This window comes from Peribacillus frigoritolerans (assembly GCF_040250305.1).
Classification (GTDB): Bacteria; Bacillota; Bacilli; order Bacillales; family DSM-1321; genus Peribacillus.
In genome coordinates this window covers 4,123,879-4,147,642 of sequence record NZ_CP158190.1, presented here as the reverse complement: position 1 = coordinate 4,147,642, position 23,764 = coordinate 4,123,879, and the positions used below count along the sequence as shown (strand labels likewise).

24 protein-coding genes are annotated in these 23,764 nt (G+C 42.3%); 18 read left to right on the top strand and 6 right to left on the bottom strand.

Annotated features, from left to right (window positions below; translation table 11 throughout):
• The first annotated feature begins 10 nt into the window (after positions 1-10).
• Entirely contained in the window at positions 11-793 is a 783-nt protein-coding gene (locus tag ABOA58_RS20285; protein ID WP_063232868.1) for a phosphotransferase family protein, read from the top strand.
• Here ABOA58_RS20285 and ABOA58_RS20280 read toward each other — a convergent pair whose 3' ends face one another.
• Complete coding sequence (locus ABOA58_RS20280; protein ID WP_350299746.1) at positions 794-1,069, bottom strand: YtzH-like family protein; 276 nt, start codon at positions 1,067-1,069, stop codon at positions 794-796.
• A gap of 242 nt (positions 1,070-1,311) precedes the next feature.
• Between ABOA58_RS20280 and trmB the strand changes: the two genes are divergently transcribed.
• A complete protein-coding gene (gene trmB, locus ABOA58_RS20275; protein ID WP_350299745.1) occupies positions 1,312-1,950 on the top strand; it encodes a tRNA (guanosine(46)-N7)-methyltransferase TrmB in 639 nt (212 codons plus the stop codon).
• A 147-nt stretch (positions 1,951-2,097) separates the two neighbouring features.
• Positions 2,098-2,943 (top strand): YtnP family quorum-quenching lactonase, encoded by an 846-nt coding sequence (locus tag ABOA58_RS20270; protein WP_350299744.1) that lies wholly within the window; start codon positions 2,098-2,100, stop codon positions 2,941-2,943.
• A 49-nt stretch (positions 2,944-2,992) separates the two neighbouring features.
• Here the strand turns inward: ABOA58_RS20270 and ABOA58_RS20265 are convergent, their stop codons facing one another.
• Complete coding sequence (locus ABOA58_RS20265) at positions 2,993-3,310, bottom strand: hypothetical protein (protein ID WP_350299743.1); 318 nt, start codon at positions 3,308-3,310, stop codon at positions 2,993-2,995.
• Between the two features lie 177 nt (positions 3,311-3,487).
• Between ABOA58_RS20265 and ABOA58_RS20260 the strand changes: the two genes are divergently transcribed.
• From ABOA58_RS20260 to ABOA58_RS20250, 3 genes are all read left to right on the top strand, one after another.
• Positions 3,488-4,561 (top strand): M42 family metallopeptidase, encoded by a 1,074-nt coding sequence (locus ABOA58_RS20260; protein WP_053535952.1) that lies wholly within the window; start codon positions 3,488-3,490, stop codon positions 4,559-4,561.
• Between the two features lie 81 nt (positions 4,562-4,642).
• A complete protein-coding gene (locus ABOA58_RS20255; protein WP_350299742.1) occupies positions 4,643-5,164 on the top strand; it encodes a DUF84 family protein in 522 nt (173 codons plus the stop codon).
• A 120-nt stretch (positions 5,165-5,284) separates the two neighbouring features.
• Positions 5,285-6,154 carry an AraC family transcriptional regulator gene (locus ABOA58_RS20250; RefSeq protein ID WP_350299741.1) on the top strand — a complete coding sequence of 290 codons (870 nt, stop codon included), beginning with the start codon at positions 5,285-5,287 and terminating at the stop codon, positions 6,152-6,154.
• Positions 6,155-6,260: 106 nt separating this feature from the next.
• Here the strand turns inward: ABOA58_RS20250 and ABOA58_RS20245 are convergent, their stop codons facing one another.
• A complete protein-coding gene (locus tag ABOA58_RS20245; RefSeq protein WP_101222968.1) occupies positions 6,261-6,710 on the bottom strand; it encodes a YtoQ family protein in 450 nt (149 codons plus the stop codon).
• Positions 6,711-6,833: 123 nt separating this feature from the next.
• Here ABOA58_RS20245 and ABOA58_RS20240 point away from each other — a divergent pair, with 123 nt between their 5' ends.
• From ABOA58_RS20240 to murC, 7 genes are all read left to right on the top strand, one after another.
• Complete coding sequence (locus tag ABOA58_RS20240; protein ID WP_350299740.1) at positions 6,834-7,340, top strand: hypothetical protein; 507 nt, start codon at positions 6,834-6,836, stop codon at positions 7,338-7,340.
• A 109-nt stretch (positions 7,341-7,449) separates the two neighbouring features.
• On the top strand, positions 7,450-7,761 hold the full coding sequence (locus ABOA58_RS20235; protein WP_350299739.1) for a thioredoxin family protein: 312 nt from the start codon (positions 7,450-7,452) through the stop codon (positions 7,759-7,761).
• Between the two features lie 50 nt (positions 7,762-7,811).
• The gene (locus ABOA58_RS20230; RefSeq protein ID WP_350299738.1) at positions 7,812-8,618 is read left to right on the top strand and encodes a DUF1444 domain-containing protein; all 807 of its coding nucleotides are present in this window, start codon (positions 7,812-7,814) and stop codon (positions 8,616-8,618) included.
• A gap of 347 nt (positions 8,619-8,965) precedes the next feature.
• Positions 8,966-9,682, top strand: a complete 717-nt coding sequence (locus tag ABOA58_RS20225) for a hypothetical protein (RefSeq protein ID WP_350299737.1) — start codon at positions 8,966-8,968, stop codon at positions 9,680-9,682.
• Positions 9,683-9,873: 191 nt separating this feature from the next.
• Complete coding sequence (locus tag ABOA58_RS20220) at positions 9,874-11,061, top strand: amidohydrolase (protein WP_350302919.1); 1,188 nt, start codon at positions 9,874-9,876, stop codon at positions 11,059-11,061.
• Between the two features lie 418 nt (positions 11,062-11,479).
• On the top strand, positions 11,480-14,317 hold the full coding sequence (locus ABOA58_RS20215; protein ID WP_434547744.1) for a DNA translocase FtsK: 2,838 nt from the start codon (positions 11,480-11,482) through the stop codon (positions 14,315-14,317).
• Positions 14,318-14,602: 285 nt separating this feature from the next.
• Positions 14,603-15,907: a UDP-N-acetylmuramate--L-alanine ligase gene (gene murC, locus ABOA58_RS20210; RefSeq protein ID WP_350299736.1), complete on the top strand. Its 1,305-nt coding sequence runs from the start codon at positions 14,603-14,605 to the stop codon at positions 15,905-15,907.
• A 53-nt stretch (positions 15,908-15,960) separates the two neighbouring features.
• Here murC and ABOA58_RS20205 read toward each other — a convergent pair whose 3' ends face one another.
• On the bottom strand, positions 15,961-17,073 hold the full coding sequence (locus ABOA58_RS20205; protein ID WP_350299735.1) for an aminopeptidase: 1,113 nt from the start codon (positions 17,071-17,073) through the stop codon (positions 15,961-15,963).
• Positions 17,074-17,301: 228 nt separating this feature from the next.
• On the opposite strand from ABOA58_RS20205, the gene ABOA58_RS20200 reads away from it, so the two are divergent.
• From ABOA58_RS20200 to ccpA, 5 genes are all read left to right on the top strand, one after another.
• Complete coding sequence (locus ABOA58_RS20200; protein ID WP_101222962.1) at positions 17,302-17,811, top strand: DUF948 domain-containing protein; 510 nt, start codon at positions 17,302-17,304, stop codon at positions 17,809-17,811.
• A 45-nt stretch (positions 17,812-17,856) separates the two neighbouring features.
• Positions 17,857-18,429: a YtxH domain-containing protein gene (locus ABOA58_RS20195; protein WP_350299734.1), complete on the top strand. Its 573-nt coding sequence runs from the start codon at positions 17,857-17,859 to the stop codon at positions 18,427-18,429.
• A gap of 129 nt (positions 18,430-18,558) precedes the next feature.
• Positions 18,559-18,885 carry a bacillithiol system redox-active protein YtxJ gene (ytxJ, locus tag ABOA58_RS20190; RefSeq protein ID WP_350299733.1) on the top strand — a complete coding sequence of 109 codons (327 nt, stop codon included), beginning with the start codon at positions 18,559-18,561 and terminating at the stop codon, positions 18,883-18,885.
• A 486-nt stretch (positions 18,886-19,371) separates the two neighbouring features.
• Positions 19,372-20,448, top strand: a complete 1,077-nt coding sequence (locus ABOA58_RS20185; protein WP_101222960.1) for a bifunctional 3-deoxy-7-phosphoheptulonate synthase/chorismate mutase — start codon at positions 19,372-19,374, stop codon at positions 20,446-20,448.
• A gap of 382 nt (positions 20,449-20,830) precedes the next feature.
• Positions 20,831-21,835 (top strand): catabolite control protein A, encoded by a 1,005-nt coding sequence (gene ccpA, locus ABOA58_RS20180; RefSeq protein ID WP_350299732.1) that lies wholly within the window; start codon positions 20,831-20,833, stop codon positions 21,833-21,835.
• 90 nt (positions 21,836-21,925) lie between these two features.
• Here ccpA and ABOA58_RS20175 read toward each other — a convergent pair whose 3' ends face one another.
• Together ABOA58_RS20175 and ABOA58_RS20170 are read right to left on the bottom strand one after the other, a co-directional pair.
• Complete coding sequence (locus tag ABOA58_RS20175) at positions 21,926-23,107, bottom strand: acetoin utilization protein AcuC (RefSeq protein WP_350299731.1); 1,182 nt, start codon at positions 23,105-23,107, stop codon at positions 21,926-21,928.
• A complete protein-coding gene (locus ABOA58_RS20170) occupies positions 23,100-23,750 on the bottom strand; it encodes an acetoin utilization AcuB family protein (RefSeq protein WP_214748659.1) in 651 nt (216 codons plus the stop codon). Before ABOA58_RS20170 ends, ABOA58_RS20175 begins: the two co-directional genes overlap by 8 nt.
• Positions 23,751-23,764 lie beyond the last annotated feature (14 nt).

The following is a 23,764-nucleotide window of genomic DNA, read 5'->3' as shown; positions in this document are numbered from 1 at the left end:
GGTGAACCAGTTGGAACATTTATTAGGTCAGGAGTGGGATATATCCCCTGCTGGAGGAGCTACGGGAGAAGCCTTTATTGCCGAGAAAGAGGGGCAGAAGCTCTTCCTTAAACGAAATTCATCGCCATTTTTAGCTGTTCTTTCAGCTGAGGGCATTGTTCCAAAGTTAATGTGGACAAAACGCCTGGAAAATGGGGATGTAATTACGGCCCAGCATTGGATGGAAGGCAGGGAGCTATCTCAGCAGGAAATGAACAATATAAGAGTCGCAAAGCTGCTTCAAAAAATTCATCAATCCGATCCTTTGTTAAGCATGCTCAAAAGGCTTGGGAAATCCCCTTTACGACCTGAAAGTATACTTACAGACATAGAAACCGGGTTATCTTCGGATGTTACGGACATTCCGATTATCAAGCAGGCCATCCATTTTTTACAGAACAATCTCCTGTTGATTGAATGCGACGAAAAAGTCGTCTGTCATTGTGATGTGAACCACAATAATTGGCTCATGACCGAAACGGACGGATTGTTCCTGATTGATTGGGACGGAGCGGTCATAGGCGATCCGGCCATTGACCTCGGCATACTCCTGTATTCATATGTCCCAAGGGAAGAATGGAATCAATGGCTTGCCCGTTACGGCAAGAAGCTTGATGCAGGCCTGGAGATGAGGATGAAATGGCACACGGTTTCACAACTTGTGCTTTCCATCCAATGGCATCATCGCAGAAAGCGGTACGAGGAAAGAAATGAATTACTGCAAAAACTGGAAGCATTATTGATGGTTGGCTGATCAGAATTGATCTATATCATCCACCCACTGGGACAAGTCGTTCTGGTGGGTTGAAATATGTGCATCTAAATCGGCGGTACCGATGCCTGTCTGGCTGTATTCGTAAATCTCCGTCAGTATCGATTTCACATTGCTGTCAATATCCATATTGATCATTAAGGATTTGACGAGCCTTTCAACCTGTTCACATTCAGAAACGGATCCGCAGCAGTCTGATTGATGATTGGTCAATATATCTTTCAATAGTGACATTTGATGTTCATGGGAAAGCGGCATATAATACCTCTCCTTTCTTAAATATGGATTCAAGGGATTCTCAGGTGGTTCTTGCCTGCCCTTCACTTATTTATGGTGTGTTTTGCTGAAAGTTTTATACATGAAAACTACAGAGACTGTCGCCTGGATGGCCGGCAGTTTTTTTATTTGATCAGTGGGTGTTTCCTGAAAAAATCAACTTGCAGGAATCCATCCACTCGTGGTATGGTTTGAACGATTATATTATAAATAGGGGTGTCATCATGCGTTTAAGAAATAAACCTTGGGCTGAAGACCGTTTGAATGATTTTCCACAATATGTAATTCAGCAGCCAGTGAGCCATAAAGGTAAATGGCATGAAGTTTTCGGAAACGATAATCCGTTATATATTGAAGTGGGTACGGGCAAAGGCCGATTCATCACAGAAATGGCAAAAGCCCATCCTGATGTGAATTTCATTGGAATTGAAGTATATGGAAGTGTCATTGTAGCTGCATTGGACTTGCTGATTGAAGCGGATGTTCCAAATTTAAAGCTGTTGAATGTTGACGCAGCGAACTTGGGGGACTATTTTGCAAAAGGTGACGTGGATCGGGTCTACTTGAACTTTTCTGATCCGTGGCCGAAATCACGTCATGCAAAACGTCGGTTAACCTATAGGACCTTCCTCGAAGTATATGAAGGCATCCTGCCAGACAAAGGCGAGATCCACTTCAAGACGGATAACCAAGGGTTATTCGAATCTTCCTTGAAGAGTATTTCCGAATACGGCATGCTCTTGAAATATGTAAGCCTTGATCTGCATAACAGTAATTTTGAAGGCAATATCATGACTGAATATGAAGAAAAGTTCTCGAGTAAAGGAAACCGGATATACAGATTGGAAGCAATGTTCCAATAATCATAATCACCGATCAGAAACCAGGTGCACAGCATCTGGTTTTTTTACTGTTTAAAGCGGGTGTATTTCTATCACGAGGACGACTTGATCGTTATCAATTTCAATATATGGAAGTGGGTGTTAAACTATAGGAAGAGGAGGGGTATAATGGAAAAGATGCAAATAGGGGAAATTAAATTAACATGGTTGAATGGCGGTGTGACTCACTTGGATGGCGGTGCGATGTTCGGTGTTGTACCGAAACCGCTTTGGTCCAAGAAGTATCCTGTTAACGAAAATAACCAAATCGAACTACGAACGGATCCGATTTTGGTGCAGGCTAATGGATTGAACATGCTTATAGATTCCGGTATTGGCAATGGAAAGCTGAATGACAAGCAGAAACGGAATTTTGGGGTGACGGAGGAATCCAATCTTGTCGAAGATCTTGGCAGACTTGGGCTTCAGCCAAATGATATCGATTACATTTTAATGACCCATCTACATTTCGACCATGCCTGCGGTTTGACGAAACGTGAAGGCGAAACTTGGGTGCCTGTTTTCGAGCGTGCAGAAATCATTACGACCCAAACTGAATGGGATGAAATGAAAAACCCGAATATTCGTTCAAAAAGTACATATTGGGCAGAAAACTGGGAGGCTGTCGCTTCTCTTGTACGTCCTTTTGAAGGTGAGCTGGAAATTACGGACGGTATTAAAATGATCCATACTGGGGGACATAGTGATGGACATGCGATCATCATCATTGAGGATGGCGGGGATAGATTGATTCACATGGCAGATATCATGCCGACGCACGCCCATGCGAATGTCCTCTGGGTCCTCGCATATGATGATTATCCCATGACTTCTATCGAAGCGAAGGAAAAGTGGATGAAATCCGGACTGGAAAATGGGTCTTGGTACAGCTTTTACCATGATGCCCAATACTGTGCCATCAAATGGGATGTAACGGGTAAGGAGATAATGGACGAATTGAAACGGAAGCGTTAAGAAGGAAAGCAAAAGGAGGACGTCATTTTGACGCCCCTCCTTTTATGTTTCAATCATTTTGCGCATTAAGCTCCAATATCGTTCCTGTTGAGGCATCTGCAACAAATTCGAATTGCTCGCGTTTACCCTCTGTGTTTCTGGTGACCCCGCCTTTGTACACTTCATAGTCCAAATCATTTTTTGTATAGTTTTCCGGCTTCATCAAGATCCATGAGCCATATATATTTCCATCTTTTTTGACTGTTTCCTTTACTTGGGCCAAGACTTTATCGGGAGAAGGTTTACTTGATTGATCCAATAGTTGTTTTGTCGCATAGCCCGCAGCAAACCCTGCTGCAGTACCCAGTAAAAACGTTTTCCAATTCATTGATTTCTCCTCCATTGCATTTTTTAAAATCACTTCTTCCAGTATACAGAAGAACGCTTTATTTGACTAATAATTTGAAATTTTACCCATTAACTGATAAATTAGAACTTTCTAGTGTAACACGATGCTAAGTTCTGTAAAATAGTAAGAAACAATACATAGGTTAGGGGTAGAAAAATGAATCATGAGACTTTGGAGCTTTTTAAAACATTGACGGAATTACCGGGAGCCTCGGGAAATGAACATGCAGTTCGGAGTTTCATGAAAAGTGAGCTGGAAAAGTATTCGGATGAAATTGTCCAAGATCGCCTTGGCGGAATATTTGGCGTAAAAAGAGGCAATGAGGATGGTCCGACTGTATTAGTTGCCGGGCACATGGATGAAGTGGGATTCATGGTCACCTCCGTAACGGAAAATGGAATGATTCGCTTTCAGACCCTAGGAGGCTGGTGGAGTCAAGTGCTTTTGGCCCAAAGAGTGGAAATCATAACTGATAACGGTCCGGTCATTGGTGTCATCGGTTCGATTCCGCCTCATTTGCTTGATGAGTCGCAACGCTCAAAACCAATGGATATCAAAAATATGCTGATTGATATCGGGGCGGATGATAAGGAAGATGTTAAGAGAATCGGTATTAAACCAGGTCAGCAGATTGTACCGATTTGTCCATTCACGCCGATGGCCAATGAGAAGAAAATCCTCGCAAAAGCGTGGGATAATCGTTACGGCTGCGGACTTGCGATTGAATTGTTAAAAGATTTAAAAGGTGAAACGTTACCAAATGTCTTATATTCCGGGGCGACTGTCCAGGAGGAAGTGGGATTACGGGGCGCTCAAACTGCAGCTCATATGATTAAACCAGATCTTTTCTTCGCTTTGGATGCAAGTCCGGCGAACGATATGTCCGGCAGTAAAAGTGAATTTGGCCAGCTTGGAAAAGGGGCTCTGCTCCGCATTTTCGATCGTTCGATGGTTACGCATCGCGGCATGAGGGAATTCATCCTTGATACGGCCGAGTCGAATGAGATTCCGTATCAATATTTCGTTTCCCAAGGCGGCACGGATGCAGGGCAAGTCCATATTGCAAACGAAGGCATTCCAAGCGGGGTGATTGGCATTTGTTCCCGCTATATTCATACACATGCATCCATGATTCATATTGATGATTATGCCGCTGCACGTGAACTGATTGGGAAATTGGTTCGTTCCTGTGATAAAACGACATTCGAGACCTTGATAAAAAACGGTTGATGGAGGAAGCTGAAATGGAAAGGGATGCTTCATGTATCCTTTTCCATCAGCTTTTTTTTACATAGAAGGAAGGTAATTATATTGAAAATAGCAGTGGGCAGTAAGAATCCGGCGAAAGTAAGTGCCGTGCTTGGTGTATATGAAGATGCTGAAATCATTTCGCTTCAAGTGGAGAGCGGGGTTCCGGAACAGCCTTTTTCAGACGAGGAAACGATGGAGGGGGCAATGACGCGTGCCCGGAATTGCTTGATTCACAGTGATGCCGAAATGGGTATCGGACTTGAAGGCGGTGTCGTGAAAATGGGACAAGCCCTGTTTCTGTGTAATTGGGGCGCAATGGCCACGAGGGACGGTGAGGTCTTAGTAGCTGCCGGAGCGAGAATCCCGGTTCCGGGAATCGTTGCCGGGAAGCTGCTGGACGGTGAAGAGTTGGGCCCGGTGATGGACGCCTTCACAAGGCAAGAGAATATTAGCAAAAAGGAAGGAGCGATCGGCGTATTTACAAATGAGCGAATCACCAGGGGGGAAATGTTCCTTCATATCATGAGGATGCTAGCCGGTCAACACGAATATAAGCTGAAAATGAAAAAGCAGGATTTTTGAATCACTGGCATGGAAAGGGTGGGCTTCGAATGATGGAAACGAACACTGCCAAAACAGAGCAGAATAAGACAGGATTTTATAGAGCGGCCTTGCTAGTATAGTGACAAGGGGTGAGCGGATATGGGGTGGGTTGAATCAATCCAAAAGGCCATCGACTATATCGAAGAGCACTTATTGGAGGACCTGACGATCGAGAGCATTTCCAGGCAGGCGAATGCTTCAGCTTTTCATTTTCAACGGACATTCACCATTTTAACGGATATTTCCATTGGTGAATATATCCGGCGTCGAAGACTGACCTTGGCGGCCCAGGAGATTTCATCCACAAATGGCAAGGTCATTGATTTAGCCTACAAGTACGGCTATGACAACCCCGAGGCATTCTCAAAAGCTTTTCGAAGGCAGCATGGGGTTTCTCCAAGCGAAGCCCGAAAGTACATGGGGAAGCTGAAATTCTATGAACGCCTGATGATACAGGTCATTCTGAAAGGGGCAAAACCGATGAAATACAATATCCTTGAAAGGGATTCCTTTCAATTGATTGGAATCAAGCAAGAGTTTTCCTTGGTTAATGAAGAGAATTTGATCGGGATTCCAAAGTTGTGGGAGAAAGTCAATTCGGATGGAACAGGAGATAAGTTAGCGAAATTGAACAATGGCCAAATAGATGGCTTGCTTGGTGTATGTGTCGATAAGCGGGCTGTTGAAAAAAATGAAACGATGGATTATTGGATAGGTGCAGAGTATGCCGGAAAAGCGCCTGAAGAGTTTTCGACCCTTACGATACCGGCTTCCAAGTGGGTTGTATTCGAAGTTCACGGACCTATGCCTGATAGCATGCAACAAGCTTGGAAGCGAATTTTTTCCGAATGGTTCCCTACCAGCGGTCATGAACATGCCGGCACTCCTGAATTGGAAGTATACGCGAACGACGACGCTTCAAACCCTGACTATTACTCCGAAATTTGGATTCCCATTAAAAAGGGATAAGGTAAAGTTTTTCGCTTGCAGGGGAGGTCCTGCAAGCTTTTTATTCGTTTCTTTAAAATGATCAGTCTTTCATACATTGAGCTGGAAGGTTAAGGGACAGGGAGATTTACAGCCCTTCTTCAAAAATATAAGAAAGCACCTTCATGGCTTGGTTCACGGATTCGACCGTGACACTCGCCTTTTCCGACAATTCCTTTAAGGCATGATGATGGGATTCCGGACGAATCAAAATAAGCGGTTTACCCAGGGAAACGGCGGTGCTTGCGTCCATGGCAGTATTCCACTGTTTATATTTCTCGCCAAACAGAGCGACAACAAGATCGGCTTTTTTCATCAAAAGACCTGTCCGCAAATTATTGATTTGGGAAGCGGCTGCATCCTTCAGGATGGGATTCGGCTGTTCTCCGAGGATATCTTCACCGATATTATCGGAGCGTTCATGATTTTCCATCGGGCCGACGAATTCTAAAGGAAGCTTCAGTGCAGCGGCCTTATCTCTCAACTCGCTTCTCCAATTTGAATGGATTTCCCCAGCAAGATACACGATTAACTTCATTGTTTTCCTCCTCGGTATTAAAATTGCTTTCATTGTACCATGTTTTTTAGTAAATGGATGAATTCCGTAAATAAGGATAATATTATCCATAAGGTAGTAAAAGAGACAGCTGGAGGAATGACGATGGCTTTATCGAATAAGAATTTTTTTGTTTTCCTGTTGATAAGCAGTTTGATCGTGGGCTGCTCAGGTATCGAAAGACAAACCGAAAGGGCAATGAAGGCTGCTGAAGTGGCTTTTCGTGACGATGAAAAACAGCCCAATCAAGAGGCAGGGCTAATTCAGGTCCATCTGCCAAACGATTTTAAAGTAGTGGAAGAACATGATAATAATTTGATTTTACAAAAAGGTGATAAGATTTATATATTATTTGTCAATCCGAATGAAAAAGAAGACAGCTCCGTGTTATATTTGGCGATAAAGGAACAAGAGGATCAATTTGAAGTGCTGCATTCTTTTCAAACCGATGATAAATTCGGCTTTATTTCGATTAAAGAGATACCGAAAGAAAAGTATGAGCTTGCAGTGGGGATCGGCGGGGTGAAGCTGACAACCGAAACGGATAAAGACCAATTAAAAACCGATGCAAAACAAATGATGGAAATCGTCTCATCCGTGCCCCAGAAATAAGAGGACCGCTGCCTTTCAACCGATCCGTATTAATGGTTGATTCGCAAAGACTCTGGTATGATGGGATTATAAAAACTAAGGTTTCATTTAGAGCAGGAGGAATATACAAATGGAAAAATTACAAACCGTTGAGCAATATGCTGCTTTGAAAAATGAAGGCAAACATATCTTTCTTTTTTCAGCAACATGGTGTGGAGATTGCCGTGTAATCGAACCGATCATGCCGGAGATTGAAACGAAATTTCCTGACTTTACATTCATTTATGTGGACCGTGATGAATTCATCGATGTGTGTGCGGCTAATGATGTATTCGGTATACCAAGTTTCATCGCATATGAGAATGGCAAAGAGCTAGGCAGATTCGTGAGCAAGGATCGCAAAACGCAAGAACAAATTGAGGAATTCATTCAATCATTATAATCAATTTCCCCTTCTCGCTGGGGATTTTTCAATGAAGAGGAGGGTCAGACATGAAAATGGACAGCACGAAGCTGAAAAATATCTTGAAGGAACGTTTAAAAGATGAGAATCGCACATTCAAATTCGATAGCAAGCAAGATACGTTACGGGTGGAAAATGTGAAGACCGGGAAGGGGATCACCATCGAGTTGCCTCCTGTGCTTGCTAACTATGAAAACGTACAGGAAAAGGCCATCGATGAAATTACCTATTACGTAGAAGAGGCCCTGAATGTGATGGGGGAAGAACACAGTATGGAAGGCAAGGAGAAATTCATTTTCCCAGTCATTCGCTCGACCTCCTTTCCAATGGAATCGGAAGAAGGAAATCCATTTTTATTCGATGAGCATACGGCTGAAACCCGGGTTTTTTATGCCCTTGATTTAGGAAAAACCTACCGTCTTATAGATGAAAAGATGATTCAACGGGAAAATTGGCAGGGTGACAGAATCCGTGAAATTGCCCTTTTTAATGCCCGTTCCCTCTCCACTGAAATGAAGTCGGATATCGTTGCAGGTAATGCATTTTATTTTTTGAACACGAATGATGGATATGATGCCAGCAGGATTCTAAATGAATCATGGCTTCGGGAAATGAAGGACAGGATCGAGGGAACCATGGCTGTGGCCATTCCCCATCAGGATGTCATCATCATTGCAGATGTGAAGAATGATACGGGCTATGATATTCTTGCGCAAATGGCGATGAGCTTCTTTGCCAGCGGTCATGTTCCGATAACGGCTCTATCATTCCTTTACGAAGAAAATGAGTTGGAGCCCATCTTCATTATGGGTAAAAACAAAAAACGTGAACAATAATATATTGAATCACAAAAGGACCGTGTCAGCATCTGGCAGCGGTCCTTTTAAAGTTTAATAGAGTGTATAACTCAGAGTTGATATTTATTTTTTAATCGGTGATAATATAATTGGAATATTTTGAAAATATATAAAGATAGAACAAGCGGAAGAACGTTGTGGGAGAGTGCAAGCATTGAGCCACCGAAGGAGCAAGTTCCAAAAATATCCTTTGGAGCTAAACTCTTTGTCTTTTTTATCGTCCAATATAATATAGGGGCCGTTGCAATTTTTTTAATTGAGCAGTAGCGGCTTTTGCTTAGTTCCGGCATTATAAAAATATTTTCATTGGTTTTCCGGAGGTAGTTATGCCGATTATAAGAAATATTGAATTATTATTTCCAGAGGATAGACAGGCAAATTTAATCTTTTATAGGGAAACAAGATGTATCGCTTCTTTATACAGTCGTTTGCTTCCAGAATTCAAAACGGATGAATATAAGGGAATACTGATTAATTGTGTATCAGGCTTGGGCATAATAAATAAATTAGACGCTGATTCGTTTATTATGTTTAATTATAAATCTGTTTTTGCTGAGATTAATATGAAAGAGTTTTTCTCATTGCCTACGGACCAAAGGAAAAAAGAATATACACTTGAAGTTATGCAAAAACCTTTAGAACAAGTAGCAAAGGAACTTAATTTTGATATTAGCCTTTTTAAGGATATCCATCAAAAAATAATAAACCTAGACTTTGAGAACAAGTGGATTTATGCGAAGAAAAGCAGCCCTAACAGAAAATATTCTTGCTGTATTGTCTTTGAACAAGAAGTTTCTTATATAGATGTGTTTCTCGAAATCAAAAAGAGAAATGGTGAAGTCATAGGAAGAGAACGGATTATGAGAGAAACTGATACCGATGAACAGCATCTTTTCAGCAAATTAGGAAAAATAGGTTGGACATACAATCATAAAGTTTCATTTTCAGATCCAGATTATAAAACTAAATTTATAGTCACCTTCTTAGAAAAGAATAGCTCCGAGAGCTTATATTGGAAATATGAACAGCAAATATTCCAATAGAATCTTTTTTAGTAATATCCAGAATATCCGGTGCGTTAGTTAAGCAACTAAGTAAGGACCTACAAGCATGGTCCTTTTCTATTACGCTGTTTATCCACAATGACAATTAACAGAGCATGATGTATAAATGCTATACATGGGCCACGAAAGGCATACCTGACCAACAAATAAGGGGGAGAATAGTTGTGAACGTGAAAAGCAAATTAATGAACATGCTGGAAGCCCGTAAAGGGGAAATGGTTCAAATCCGCCGTCATTTACACGAGAATCCGGAACTATCCTTCAAAGAAGAGAGAACGGCACAATATATCATTGATTTTTATAAGGGAAAGGATGTGTCGATTCAAACGAATGTAGGAAATGGATTAGGGATCATCGTAACGATCGAAGGCGGAAAACCTGGGAAAACGATAGGTCTCCGTGCAGATTTCGATGCATTGCCGATTACAGAAGAAGCGGATGTCCCGTTCCGTTCAAAAAATGAAGGTGTTATGCATGCCTGCGGACATGATGGGCATACCGCTTATTTATTGGTTCTGGCAGACTGCATCAATGAGCTTAAAGATTCCCTATCCGGTACGATAAAAATAATCCATCAACATGCAGAAGAAACACCCCCAGGTGGAGCAAAAAGCATGATGGAATCAGGGTTTTTGGATGAACTGGATGCCGTTTTTGGAATCCACTTATTTCCGTCCCATCCAGCAGGAGTTGTCGGGTATCACGGCGGCTATTCGATGGCTGGACGGACCTATTTCAAGTTGGCGATAAAGGGTGTAGGCGGCCATGGTTCGTCCCCGCATATGGCTAATGATGCCATTGTGGCAGGCGCCCATTTCGTGACAGCCGTACAAACTGTAATCAGCCGCCGCTTGAACCCTTTTGATATGGGCGTGGTCACAATCGGCTCCTTCGATGGAAAAGGAAGCTTTAATGTCATTAAAGATCGTATAGAAATTGAAGGGGATGTCCGTTATATGACAGCAGAAACCCAAAAGCTGATCGATAAGGAAATCCACCGGATCGTCAAAGGGATAGAAACGGAATTTGATGTTCAGTGCGAGCTAACATATGTGCCTGATTATCCTCCGTTATTTAATGACCCTGAACTGACTGTATTCGTGAAAAATAGTCTGGAAAGCATGAAAGACAAAGATATTAAGAAGGTTTTGGAATTTCCGGTTTTCTCAGGTTCAGAGGATTTTTCGTATTATGCAGAAAAGATTCCTGGCTGCTTCTTTTACATTGGCTGTAAACCGAAAGGGGTGGAGAAGGCATATTTCAATCACCATCCTAAATTCGACATTGATGAAGATGCCCTTTTGATCGCATCCAAATCAGTGGCCCAAGTTGTATGCAATTTTTATGAATGGGAATAGTCCCATTGGTATATTTGTTTGTAAAAAAATGCAGAAACCCACAAAACACCGTTCGGTATTAACGAACGGTGTTTTATGGGTTTCAGGATGCCACCGGAGGTTTCGTGAAGGATGCTTCAATGAATTGACCAGTTTGCTTCTTGCTCCGCATGAAAACTTAATCTCTTTGTAAACGCGATTTAACAGCGGTGTTTTATTTAAATAGTAGACTAGGGGCTAATGTTATTTCGCGATGGGTAGGTTTAAACTCATTCCAGAAGGGGTTTAATAGGGTAGGAGTTCTGCGAAATACGTTTAGTTAGTAAGAGTGCGGCAAAAAAATAGATACTAATCCCAATTTAGCTTAAATTTTCTCGATATTTTTAAAATAACTGGTAGAATTAGTTACATAACTACAGATGTAGAAAGAGTGATAGTTTTGAAATGGCTAAATAAGATGAAAAAATGGTTCCAAGCAGAGGAAATTATCGAAATCGAAGAAATTATTATAGATGAACCGCTTGATGAAGAGACATTAAGGAAAATGGATTTTTCAAAGCTTTCGAAGTCAAAGGAAGAAGAAATAAAGGTTTACAATCAAAAAGTGGAAAAAATGTCGCAGACGCCAGACCCTGATACGAAAATCCTGTTTCAATATCCAAAAGGGCAGTTCAAGTTTCCGCTCATTCCAGACCGTGAACAGAACAAAAGAAAGCCTAGGGAAAGAAACAGGGAAGATCATGAACCCAAACAGGGGAACGCGGCCAAAGAAACGAGAAGGCCTGTGAGGGATCCTGAACCAAAACGGAGAAACTTCGAACGGGAGGAAGTCTCAAAAATAGTCCCTTCAAATACTCCATTCCGGCCGACGGAAATCCCTTCACCCATTTATGGGTTCCGTCGTCCGGAAAAAAAAATAGTCGCTTCTGAAGAAATTGTCGAATATGAACTGGAAAGCAAAATGCCTATCCTTAAAAAAGAAGAACCCGATATCGGGATTCCAGTATCGATTCCTGAAATCCCAAAAGAAGTGTCACATGAGGAATTGACGACAGAACCATCCGTTCTTATACCGGAACAAGCGGAAGAAAAACGGGAAGATTCGGAGATACCCGCTTTCTTTCGCAGGAATTCCATTGAGACACTTCCAGAACAAGCAGTAATCGAGCCTAACATAATTGAGCCTGCGGTGGAAAAAGAGGCTATTGACCAGGACGAAGTCGATTTTGGACGCGAAGTCGCTGTATCCATCATGGAACAGACGGACGACACACCGCCTGAAGCGATATCGGTTCCTGGGGAGATTGCTGTACAATCCAATCAACCATCCGTTAGTCAAGGGATAATGCCTGAAGACCCATCTGAGGCAATACCTGAAGTGCAGCACAAACGTCCGAAAAAACATATCCCATTTAATGTGATGATGCTTAAGCAAGATCGGGAAAAAAATGTTTTCATGAATAAAATGATGCCGGAAAAAAAAAGCCTTAATTCGGAAAGGGCAGTAGTTTCATCTGATAAGCGGCCAATGGATGATGCTGCCCAAATGGAGGCAGGACAAGCGAAACCATCCACCATTCCTGAATGGAAACCGGAGGAAGGCAGAGTTATGCCGAAAGAGCAGACTCCGGACATTTCACCTACCTTTTCGGACACTAAGATTGGTTCCGAAACCGTCGCCGTGCCTGAAAATACAGTCGAATCCAACATCGGTTCCAACCCTAAGCCGCTCTTGGAACAGGAATCCCCCATTTCTGGAACCGGGTATCAAGAAGCAGTTTATACAGAGGCAGCGGCAGAAAGCAGTAAGGGCGAAATCCCGGCAGTTTTTGGCTCCGTGGAAGCGGATGAAAATGAAAATCCATACTATGTGTTTCCGAATATCGAATTGCTGACACCTCCCACTTATGCTGTGCATGATGATGTGTGGCTCGAGGAACAGACTTTATTACTTGATGAGACATTGAAGAATTTCAATGTCCGTGCAAAGGTAGTCAATGTCACTCAAGGACCGGCAGTAACTCGTTTCGAGGTGCATCCGGAACCGGGAGTGAAGGTGAATAAAGTGACGAACCTGATGGATGACATCAAATTAAGCCTAGCTGCTCAGGATATGCGGATGGAAGCGCCTATTCCGGGTAAACATACAATTGGCATCGAGATTCCGAATAGGAAAAGCAAACCGGTATTTTTGCGGGAGGTTTTGGAAAGTACTGAGTTTCAAGAGCATGAATCACCGCTTGCTGTGGCTTTAGGACTCGATATATCCGGTCAGCCGATCATCACGGATTTGAGAAAGATGCCGCATGGCTTGATAGCCGGGCAAACGGGATCGGGGAAAAGTGTCTGTATCAACACCATGCTGGTAAGCTTGCTTTATAAAGCGACGCCGCAGGAGTTGAAATTGCTATTGATCGATCCGAAAATGGTTGAGCTCGCCCCATATAACCGGATCCCGCATTTGGTCAGTCCAGTCATAACCGATGTAAAAGCCGCTACGGCTGCGTTGAAGTGGGCTGTAGAGGAGATGGAACGGCGTTATGAATTGTTTGTACATGCCGGTGTCCGTGATATCACCCGCTTTAATGACCAAGCGGAAAAAGCCGGTCAATATTCAAGCAAGCTGCCTTATATCCTGGTGATCATCGATGAGCTTGCGGATCTAATGATGATGTCCCCGGCTGATGTAGAGGAAGCGATTTGCCGGATTGCCCAAAAGGCCCGTGCCTGCGGCATCCATTTGATTGTAGCCACTCAAAGACCTTCAGTCGATGTCATAACTGGATTGATCAAGGCAAATATCCCGACAAGGATCGCTTTTTCGGTTTCTTCACAAGTCGACTCCCGTACGATCATCGATAGCGGCGGTGCAGAAAAATTATTGGGAAGAGGAGATATGTTATTCGCTGAAAACGGCTCTTCAAAAACGGTGCGCCTGCAAGGGACTTTTGTGAGTGATGAAGAAATCGACCAAGTCGTCAACCATGTTAAACTGGAGCAGCAGCCAAAATACCTGTTCGAGCAGGAAGACTTGCTGAACAGGGCCCAGGTCACGGAAGAAGCGGATGAACTGTTTTTCGAGGCATGTGAATTTGTCGTGAGCCAGCAGGCTGCATCTGCATCTAGTGTCCAAAGGCGCTTCCGTGTCGGTTACAACCGTGCAGCGCGCCTAATAGAAATGATGGAGCAACATGGAGTAGTTTCCGAATCCAGGGGCTCAAGGCCCAGGGATGTATTGATTACGGAAGAAGAACTGGAATTTTTACATGTTAATTAAGAGAACCTAATAAAAGGAAATTGTATATAATGTGAAAGGGTGAAAACCCTTTTTTATCACCTTAATTAAGGTAAAAGCCAATGATTTGATAAATTGGCATCTGCCTGACATGGATGAATGAATAAAAAAGTGATATAATAGTTTTTTGTTGATGAATGATTGAAAATATAAGCTTGAAAAACCTATGAAGAAATTGCGTTACTAACAAGTCTCGTAATGAAAAAACAAATAAAAGATGACGTCATATACTGTCATACAGGTAGACGATTGGTGGAGGTTCGCTTTATGACTGCTTACCATTTTGTGGGAATTAAAGGATCGGGTATGAGTGCTCTTGCACAAATACTGCATGATATGAATATTGAAGTGCAGGGTTCCGATTACGAAAAAGAATTTTTTACACAATTGGCATTAGAAAAAGCCGGGATTAAAATCCTTCCTTTCAACGAGGAAAATATTCAACCTGGAATGACCATCATTGCAGGAAATGCGTTTCCGGATAGTCATCCGGAAATCGTGAAGGCAAAAGAACTTGATTTGCCGATCATCCGTTATCACCGTTTCCTAGGTGATTTCATGAAAAACTTCATCAGCGTGGCGGTTACGGGAGCGCATGGTAAAACATCGACGACCGGCTTACTTGCCCATGTGATGGGGGGCGCTAAACCGACATCCTTCTTGATTGGGGATGGAACGGGTAAAGGAATCGCGAATTCTGATTACTTCGTATTCGAAGCATGTGAATATCGCCGTCATTTCCTTTCCTACTATCCGGATTATGCAATCATGACGAATATCGATTTCGATCATCCTGATTATTTCGCCAATGTCGAAGACGTGTTCGAGGCTTTCCAAACGATGGCCCTTCAAGTCAACAAAGGCATCATTGCGTGCGGGGATGATGAACATTTACCACATATTCAGGCGAAAGTACCGGTTATTTTTTACGGATTTGCAGAAGGAAATGATTTTCAAGCGAAAAATGTTTCCGTCACTCCGGATGGCACGACTTTTGATGTGCATGTAAGGAACAATTACTATGATACATTCATTATTCCTACTTTTGGAAAGCATAATGTGTTGAATGCACTCGGTGTCATTGCACTTTGTAAATATGAAAACTTGGATACGGAAGCTGTGAAAGCCCAATTGCGGACTTTTGGCGGAGTTAAACGCCGGTTCTCCGAAAAGGAAATCGGAAGTCAGATCATCATTGATGATTATGCACATCATCCGACCGAGATCTTTGCAACTGTCGACTCGGCTCGTCAGAAATATCCAGAGCGTGAAGTTGTTGCGGTATTCCAGCCGCATACTTTCTCGAGAACTCAGGCATTCCTTGATGAATTCGCCGACAGCTTGAATTTGGCCGACAAAGTATACTTATGTGAAATTTTTGGATCTGCTCGTGAACATCAAGGGAAGTTATCGATTGAAGATCTTCAAGATAAGATTCCCGGTGCTGAGCTGATTACGGAGAATACAACATCAATATTGCAAAATCATGAAAACAGTGTCGTGTTATTCATGGGTGCAGGGGACATTCAAAAGTTCCAAGCAGCCTATGAGCATTCACTGCAGGTAAAATGAAAAAACGACCGACCCGCTGTAGAGGGTCGGTCGTTTTTTTATTGGTTTTTACGTTATTTTAAATTTTCTGGATTTAAATTTTCCAGTTCCGGTAAAACGAAGCGTCCGTCCTTACGTATCAAGACGTCATCAAAATGGATTTCCCCGCCGCCATATTCAGGTCGCTGAATATTGACCAGGTCCCAGTGAATGTCTGAATGGTTTCCGTTAAAGGCATCATCGTAGCATTGTCCGGGAGTGAAATGAAAACTTCCATCAATTTTTTCATCAAAGAGGATATCTTGCATCGGGTGTAGAATATAAGGATTTACACCAATTGCAAATTCACCGACATATCGTGCGCCTTCATCAGTATCAAAAATTTTGTTGATGCGTTTTGTATCATTCGCAACCGCTTCAACGATTTTTCCATCCTTGAATGTTAACTTCACGTTTTCAAAAGTAAAACCCTGATAAGGGGACGGAGTATTATACGAAATCACTCCATTGATGGAATCCTTAACCGGAGCCGTATATACTTCACCGTCAGGAATGTTCAGCTCACCCGCACATTTGATCGCTTTAATGTCTTTGATGGAGAAGGTTAGGTCCGTACCGGGCCCAGTCAAGCGGACCTTATCCGTTTTATCCATCAATTCAACAAGGTTGTCCATTGCTGCGCTCATTTTGCCATAGTCGAGGTTGCAGACTTCGAAATAAAAGTCTTCGAATGCTTCTGTGCTCATTTTGGCTAATTGGGCCATGGAATTTGTCGGGTAGCGAAGTACGACCCATTTTGTTTTTGGCACGCGGATATTTCTATGTACTTTACCGACTGTCTGTCCATGAATCGCCATCTTCTCTGAAGGGACATCGGATTGTTCATTGATATTATCCCCGGCACGAAGCCCGATATAAGCATCCATCTGGTTCATTACGTTTGCTTCAAACTCACCCATCAGCTTGTACTGTTCTTCTTTGGCACCCATCAGCAAGGCACGATCCACTTGGTGATCCTTTAAAAGGACGAATGGGTAACCACCTGCTGCATAGGCTTCATTCACAAGTGCGTTAACAAGTTCACGCTGCAATCCAAAGTTTTCGATCAAGATTTTTTCACCTTTTTGAAGCTTCACGGAATAATTGATTAAGTTTTTGGCCAATGTACCAATTCTGGGATCTTTCATAAAAAATACCTCCATTGTTTAAATTCGACTTATCTTTTCTATCATACCCGATTTCCTGCCATAAGTGTGACCCATGAATTTACGGAGGAACTGGATGCAGACAACAATATTTCCAGATTAGGGTTTGATAGGGTATATTGAAAAAATAAATACGTTTATAATATTAGGGAAGGGGTAATTAATATCTAACAGCTATTAAATAAGTCGATTTTTTTCGGAGGTGTTCCAATGGAGATTATTTTATACGTAAGTGCTGCTGTTGCAGCGATAGCTTTTTTGGTACTTGTTATTTTCCTAACAAAGGTACTGACATCACTTCAAACTACCCTGGACAGTGTGGCCCGGACGCTGACAGGACTAGAGAGCCAAATGCAGGGCATAACGCTCGAAACTACTCAGTTATTACATAAAACGAATACGTTGGCTGAAGATTTGCAGCACAAGTCAGAAAACCTGAACACGGTGGTGGATGCGGTGAAGGATGTAGGAACATCCATCTCTAGCTTCAATTCTTCCATCCAAAAGGTTTCCCATAAAGTGCAGGCTGAGATTGATAATAATCAAGACCGAATCTCACAAATTGTACAATGGAGCAATGTTGCCATGGAGATCAGAGACAAGTGGAAGGCGAGAAGCAAACAGGCTGCCCCGACTCCAACCGAAAGGGCGGAGTTAGAAAGGGAAGCACTGGAAACAGATAACCTGCCTAAAAAAAGGTTTTTACGTTCTAGATCTTAAAATCAAGGTAAAAAAATGAACTTAAAATTGAAAGGGGAATGTATTATGACTCAAAAAGAATTTGCGGCAAAGGACTATCAGAAATCTTATGAGGACGAACGCGACTCGATCAATTCGAAGGACTTTATGATTGGCGCCTTGATCGGCGGGATGATCGGAGCGGCTACAGCTTTGTTCATGGCTCCGAAAACAGGCAAGGAATTAAGGAATGACTTCAATGAACAGGCTAGAAACATTTCAGAGAAAACGGAAAGATTAAGACAAACGGCGATGGAAAAAGGTACAGTACTTGCTGATACAGCAAAAGAGAAAACGAGCTCTGTCACGGAAATCGTTTCCAATAAATCTTCAAATATCGTCAATAAAGTGAAAAGCCTAAAAACGGGTAAAGAAAACGGCGACGCAGCTGATGATACGACGAATTCGAGCAATAAGGATATAGATGTAACCGGAACTTCCGATTCTCCTATCGTATCCGTCGAAACGAACTTTGCTAACGGCAATGATTCGGCAAATAATCCTGCCGATCCTACAAGCGGAAACAAGAATGCGGCAAAATTAAAACTAGATGAAGCGAAAAAGGCATTTGATGAAACAGAGAATAATCTAAAGAAATAATATTCCTTGAATTCCTTTAATGGGGATGAAGAGGCATAAAGGGACGAAGAATAAGGCGGTGAAGTGCTTCAATGGCTTCATCGCCTTTTTGATGGTAAAATTTATATGTACAAGGAAGGAGAATGTATTATGGTCATGAGCAAAATCGAAACAGAAGAACAATTCAATCAGCTGCTAAAAGAGGATACATTCCTGCTTTTCAAGCATAGCGTAACATGCCCGGTCAGCGCTGAAGCATTTGAACAATATGAGAGGTACATCTTAGAGAACGCACAAATTAAAACGGCCTATTTAGCCGTTCAGGAAGCTCGTCCACTATCCAATTATGTGGCAGAAACATTTGATGTCAAACATCAATCACCTCAGGCCATCCTTTTTAAAAGTGGAAAACCGACCTGGAATGAGTCCCATTGGCGTATTACATATGATTCATTGAGCAAGGCCATCTCTGAATGATTCATGAAGGCCGGATCCCTTTGGCAAGGGGTCCGGCCTTTTATTATTGGATTTGGTGGTCATGGGAATTTTAAACGATCTCCAGGGGAAACCTTTTCTTTAAAGGCCCTTCCTGTTCAAGTGGCAGACGATTTGATCATGGTCCAATGCTCTTTGAGATAAAATATCAATTAAATTATAGCTTTCTTGTTCTATTTCCAATATAATTCCTACAACGGATTGTTCCAATATTCAGTCTAAATCGTTTTTCCTGCATGTGTAACACCTGATTTTATGCATTTATAACTTTAATGCTTAAAAGCGTTTAATTATTAAAGAAAAATATAGTGACATTTATGGGCACTTCATTTATAATTGATTTAATCATACATGAAATATTCTAAATTTTTCATTGATAAAACAATCGGGGTGGATCCATATGGGATTTTATAAGTTTGAGTCTGCTGAACCGATTTATATTTTAAAAAACGAAGGGATGGATTTGTAATGAGCAACAAAGAGCTTGATGGACTTCGTAATCAACTGGATGATGTGAACCTTCAGTTATTACATCTTATTAATCAACGTGCTGAACTTGTACAGGAAATTGGTCGCGTTAAAGAAAAACAAGGTGTAAACCGTTACGATCCGGTCCGTGAAAGAACAATGCTGGATCTTATCGAAGCCAATAATCAAGGACCGCTTGATCTTGGTTCGATTAAACATATTTTCAAAGAAATCTTTAAATTGGGCTTGGAGCTACAAAAAGATGATCAGAAGAAAACGCTTCTTGTGTCGAGAAAACAAAAGGCTGAAGACACTATCATCGACATTAAGGGTGAATTGGTCGGTAACGGGATCCCTAGCTTCGTTTTCGGACCATGTGCCGTTGAATCTTATGAACAGACAGCTGCGGTGGCGGAAGTCATTAAAGCTAAAGGCTTGAAATTGATGCGCGGCGGTGCATTTAAGCCACGTACATCTCCATATGACTTCCAAGGGCTTGGTTTGGAAGGGTTACAAATACTTAAACGTGTTGCTGATGAATACGGTTTGGCTGTAATCAGTGAAATCGTGAGTGCCAACGATATCGAAGCGGCGATCGATCATATCGATGTCATCCAAATCGGGGCGCGCAACATGCAAAACTTCGACTTGCTAAAAGCGGCAGGTGCTGTAAATAAACCAGTTCTTTTAAAACGTGGACTGGCTGCAACGATTGAAGAGTTCATTCATGCAGCGGAATACATCATGTCGCAGGGCAATGGCAACATCATCCTTTGTGAGCGCGGTATCCGTACTTACGAAAAAGCAACAAGAAATACACTTGATATCTCTGCTGTACCGATTTTAAAACAAGAAACTCATTTACCGGTCATGGTTGATGTAACGCATTCAACTGGACGTCGCGATCTTCTGCTTCCTACGGCTAAGGCGGCTCTTGCAATCGGTGCTGACGGTGTTATGGCTGAAGTGCATCCAGATCCTTCCGTTGCTTTATCGGATTCTGCACAGCAAATGGACTTCAAACAATTTGATGAATTCTACGAAGAAATTAAACGTTTGAACTGGGTAACTGTATAAGCTAAGAAAGTCTTTAAATGATCTATTTACGGCCCTTACCAACTTGGCAAGGGCTTTTTTTAATGGTAAAATACTTGTTTTTGCAGAAAAAGCTTCGAAATGAGCACTATTGGATTGCAGGAAAGATTCGACTATCGTATGATAAATAACAAGAATGAGAACTGTTCGGAAGATTGAGTCATACATAAAGTGATATCTATGTGAATTTTATACTTGAATAGGGTATTGAATATTTGACTGAGAAGAGAGTAGGACTGCATTTTTTGTTAGGCAGATCGTTCCTAAAATAATCTTCCTTATAGAGAAAAACGCATAAAAGATTATTTTCCGAAATAATTCGGGTCTTTTATGGGGAAAATGAAAGAAATGGAGGAATGGATGAATGAATAATATAACCATTTATGATGTGGCGCGTGAGGCGAATGTTTCCATGGCCACCGTTTCCCGCGTAGTTAACGGGAATCCAAATGTAAAGCCTGCAACAAGGAAGAAAGTTTCAGATGTAATTGAGAAGTTAGGGTACCGTCCCAATGCAGTGGCAAGGGGACTTGCCTCAAAGAAAACGACTACAGTCGGGGTCATCATCCCGGATATCTCAAGCATCTTTTTTGCAGAATTGGCACGGGGCATAGAAGATATAGCCACCATGTATAAATACAATATCATTCTAAGCAGTTCTGATGAGAATATAGATAAGGAATTCCATTTGCTGAATACGATGCTTGGAAAACAAGTGGATGGTATCGTATTCATGGGCGGCAACATTTCTGATGAGCATGTCAAAGAGTTTAAGAATTCACCTGTTCCAATCGTTCTGGCAGGTTCGGTGGATGAAAGCGGACAAGTTCCATCGGTCAATATTGATTATGAGGCGGCGGCATTCGACGCAGTGACCTTCTTCGCTAAAAAAGGCCACAAGAATATCGCTTTTGTAAGCGGAAACCCTTCCGCGCTGATTAATGAAATGAAATTGACTGGTTATAAACGAGGATTGAAAGAAGCTGGGCTTTCATTTGATGAAAGTTATGTCGTTGAAGGTGATTATACATATGATTCAGGAATTGAATCTTTTGAAAAGTACCTGGAAGCTGAAGACAGACCGACAGCATTCATCGCCGGTGCTGATGAAATGGCGCTTGGAATTGTCCATGCCGCTCAGGACAAAGGGTATAATGTACCGGAAGACTTTGAAGTGATCAGCTTCGATAACACGAGATTGACATTGATGGTGCGTCCGCAAATCACGACGATCGTTCAACCTTTATATGATATTGGTGCGGTTGCGATGAGGCTTCTTACAAAGTTGATGAATAAAGAACAAGTGGAGGAAGGTCTTGAAAAAGTGATCCTGCCACATCGGATTGAAAACCGTCAATCAACGAAATAAACTGGTTTGGAGAGTGTCCCGAGGGCACTCTCTTTTTGTTTCTCTAATGTTTGCCCGAACAAAAAAGATCGTTTTTCAACGATCTTTTGGTTAACTTTGTTCATTGCTTTTCGTTGTTTGCCTGTTAGACCTGATGGGATAAAGGACCTTTTCAAGCGTCAGGGCATTCTTCTCGGTAATTTCAGGCTTCCTCGGAATGGGTTCGTATATATCCTCCATGTCATCCCATTCATTCGGCAGGGGAACAGGGGACTCAGGCTGCCAGCAATCGAGCCATTCCTTTGAAAGGGGACCTGATATATCATTATTCGTCATTTCAAGCCAGACCCTCGCCCAAGCCCTCGGGACGACGCGCCATATATCATATCCGCCGCCGCCCACTGCAATCCACCGTCCTTCGCAATACTTATGGGCCATTTCGTGGGCCAGCTTTGGTATTTCCCTATAAATCTTCATGGTGGCTGATAAATGGGTGAGCGGATCGTAATAATGGGAGTCGGCTCCGTTTTGCGTTAATATGACATCCGGTTTGAAGAATTCAATGACCTCTTTAAAGGAAGCCCTGTAGCATTCGAGCCAGGATTCATCTTCAGTGAACGCATCGACCGGGATGTTGAATGAATAGCCGTAGCCTTTGCCCTGGCCCCGCTCGTTAATATTGCCGGTGCCGGGAAATAAGTAGCGACCCGTTTCATGGATGGATAGTGTACATACATCCGGATCATCATAAAATGACCATTGGACTCCATCACCATGATGTGCATCGGTATCGACATACAAGACACGCGCCCCATATTTTTTTTGCAGGTATTTAATCGCGACCGAACTATCGTTGTAAATGCAAAAGCCCGAGGCTTTCCCGCGGAAACCGTGATGCAGGCCACCGCCAAGATTAAGTGCGTGCAGGGACTGACCGGTCATGACTGCATCCACAGCCGTCAAGGTACCGCCTACAAGCAAGGCACTTGCTTCGTGCATTTTGGGGAAGATAGGGGTATCCTCCGTTCCTAGCCCATAATTTACAGCCTTTTCAGGGGGGAGCTTTCCCTGGCCTGCCAATCTGACAGCGTTTACATAATGGTGATCATGAATCAGTTCCAATTCTGCATCGGTTGCCATTCTGGGCTTGATAATTTGATCATCATTGATGGCATGGTGTTTTTTTAATAAATCAAGCGTGAGTTTAAGCCGTTTTTGATTGAATGGATGCTCATCGTTGAATTTGTAGGTAAGGAGTTCATCCGAATAAACGAAAAGGGATGTATCATTCATGTGAAATCCCCGGTAGACTAGGCCATAAAACGGTATAGCCTTCTTTCTTCAAATCCTCCACCACCATAAATGGATTCATCGTCTGTACACGAATTACAAGAATTTTATAGTCGGTTCCATTTTTTTCAGGATAAACAAGGGTGCTCAGGATATTCGTATTGCGCCTTTTGAAAATATGGGCAATATCATGAAGGGAACCTGCCTTATCGGGGATTCTGATTTCGATTTGGGAACCGGGCTGATTGACTCCAGTCAACTCAACGTATGAATGAAGTAAATCAGAACCGGTTATGATGCCCACTAACTTCCTTCCCTTTACGATTGGAAGGCAGCTGATATTGTTATCACAGAAAACAGCCCCGATTTCTTCCACGAAATCCAGTGGGTGCCCTGTGATTATTTCCGTTTTCATGATGCTTGACAGTGGTTTTTGTAAATCATTTTTGTATTCTTCGGTACGGAATATAGAAGGGGCAGCATCCCGAATATCACGGTCGCTGACTAATCCCACAAGTTGAAAGCTGTCATCGACAATGGGGATATGGCGAATTCGCTTCTCCTTGATGATCAAAACAGCGCTATGGATTGTATCCGTTGGAGTGAGGGTGATAATATCCTCATTCATTATTGTTTCAACAATCATTTTCCTTCCTCCTC

Coding starts and splice junctions, on each gene's coding strand:
- ABOA58_RS20200 (WP_101222962.1), top strand. CDS start 17,302: ATGGAGATTATTTTATACGTAAGTGCTGCTGTTGCAGCGATAGCTTTT.
- ABOA58_RS20235 (WP_350299739.1), top strand. CDS start 7,450: ATGGAAAAATTACAAACCGTTGAGCAATATGCTGCTTTGAAAAATGAA.
- ABOA58_RS20230 (WP_350299738.1), top strand. CDS start 7,812: ATGAAAATGGACAGCACGAAGCTGAAAAATATCTTGAAGGAACGTTTA.
- ABOA58_RS20265 (WP_350299743.1), bottom strand. CDS start 3,310: ATGAATTGGAAAACGTTTTTACTGGGTACTGCAGCAGGGTTTGCTGCG.
- ABOA58_RS20175 (WP_350299731.1), bottom strand. CDS start 23,107: ATGAATGATACATCCCTTTTCGTTTATTCGGATGAACTCCTTACCTAC.
- ccpA (WP_350299732.1), top strand. CDS start 20,831: ATGAATAATATAACCATTTATGATGTGGCGCGTGAGGCGAATGTTTCC.
- ABOA58_RS20260 (WP_053535952.1), top strand. CDS start 3,488: ATGAATCATGAGACTTTGGAGCTTTTTAAAACATTGACGGAATTACCG.
- ABOA58_RS20205 (WP_350299735.1), bottom strand. CDS start 17,073: ATGAAAGATCCCAGAATTGGTACATTGGCCAAAAACTTAATCAATTAT.
- ABOA58_RS20225 (WP_350299737.1), top strand. CDS start 8,966: ATGCCGATTATAAGAAATATTGAATTATTATTTCCAGAGGATAGACAG.
- ABOA58_RS20270 (WP_350299744.1), top strand. CDS start 2,098: ATGGAAAAGATGCAAATAGGGGAAATTAAATTAACATGGTTGAATGGC.
- ABOA58_RS20280 (WP_350299746.1), bottom strand. CDS start 1,069: ATGCCGCTTTCCCATGAACATCAAATGTCACTATTGAAAGATATATTG.
- ABOA58_RS20195 (WP_350299734.1), top strand. CDS start 17,857: ATGACTCAAAAAGAATTTGCGGCAAAGGACTATCAGAAATCTTATGAG.
- ABOA58_RS20250 (WP_350299741.1), top strand. CDS start 5,285: ATGGGGTGGGTTGAATCAATCCAAAAGGCCATCGACTATATCGAAGAG.
- ABOA58_RS20185 (WP_101222960.1), top strand. CDS start 19,372: ATGAGCAACAAAGAGCTTGATGGACTTCGTAATCAACTGGATGATGTG.
- ABOA58_RS20240 (WP_350299740.1), top strand. CDS start 6,834: ATGGCTTTATCGAATAAGAATTTTTTTGTTTTCCTGTTGATAAGCAGT.
- murC (WP_350299736.1), top strand. CDS start 14,603: ATGACTGCTTACCATTTTGTGGGAATTAAAGGATCGGGTATGAGTGCT.
- trmB (WP_350299745.1), top strand. CDS start 1,312: ATGCGTTTAAGAAATAAACCTTGGGCTGAAGACCGTTTGAATGATTTT.
- ABOA58_RS20245 (WP_101222968.1), bottom strand. CDS start 6,710: ATGAAGTTAATCGTGTATCTTGCTGGGGAAATCCATTCAAATTGGAGA.
- ytxJ (WP_350299733.1), top strand. CDS start 18,559: ATGGTCATGAGCAAAATCGAAACAGAAGAACAATTCAATCAGCTGCTA.
- ABOA58_RS20170 (WP_214748659.1), bottom strand. CDS start 23,750: ATGATTGTTGAAACAATAATGAATGAGGATATTATCACCCTCACTCCA.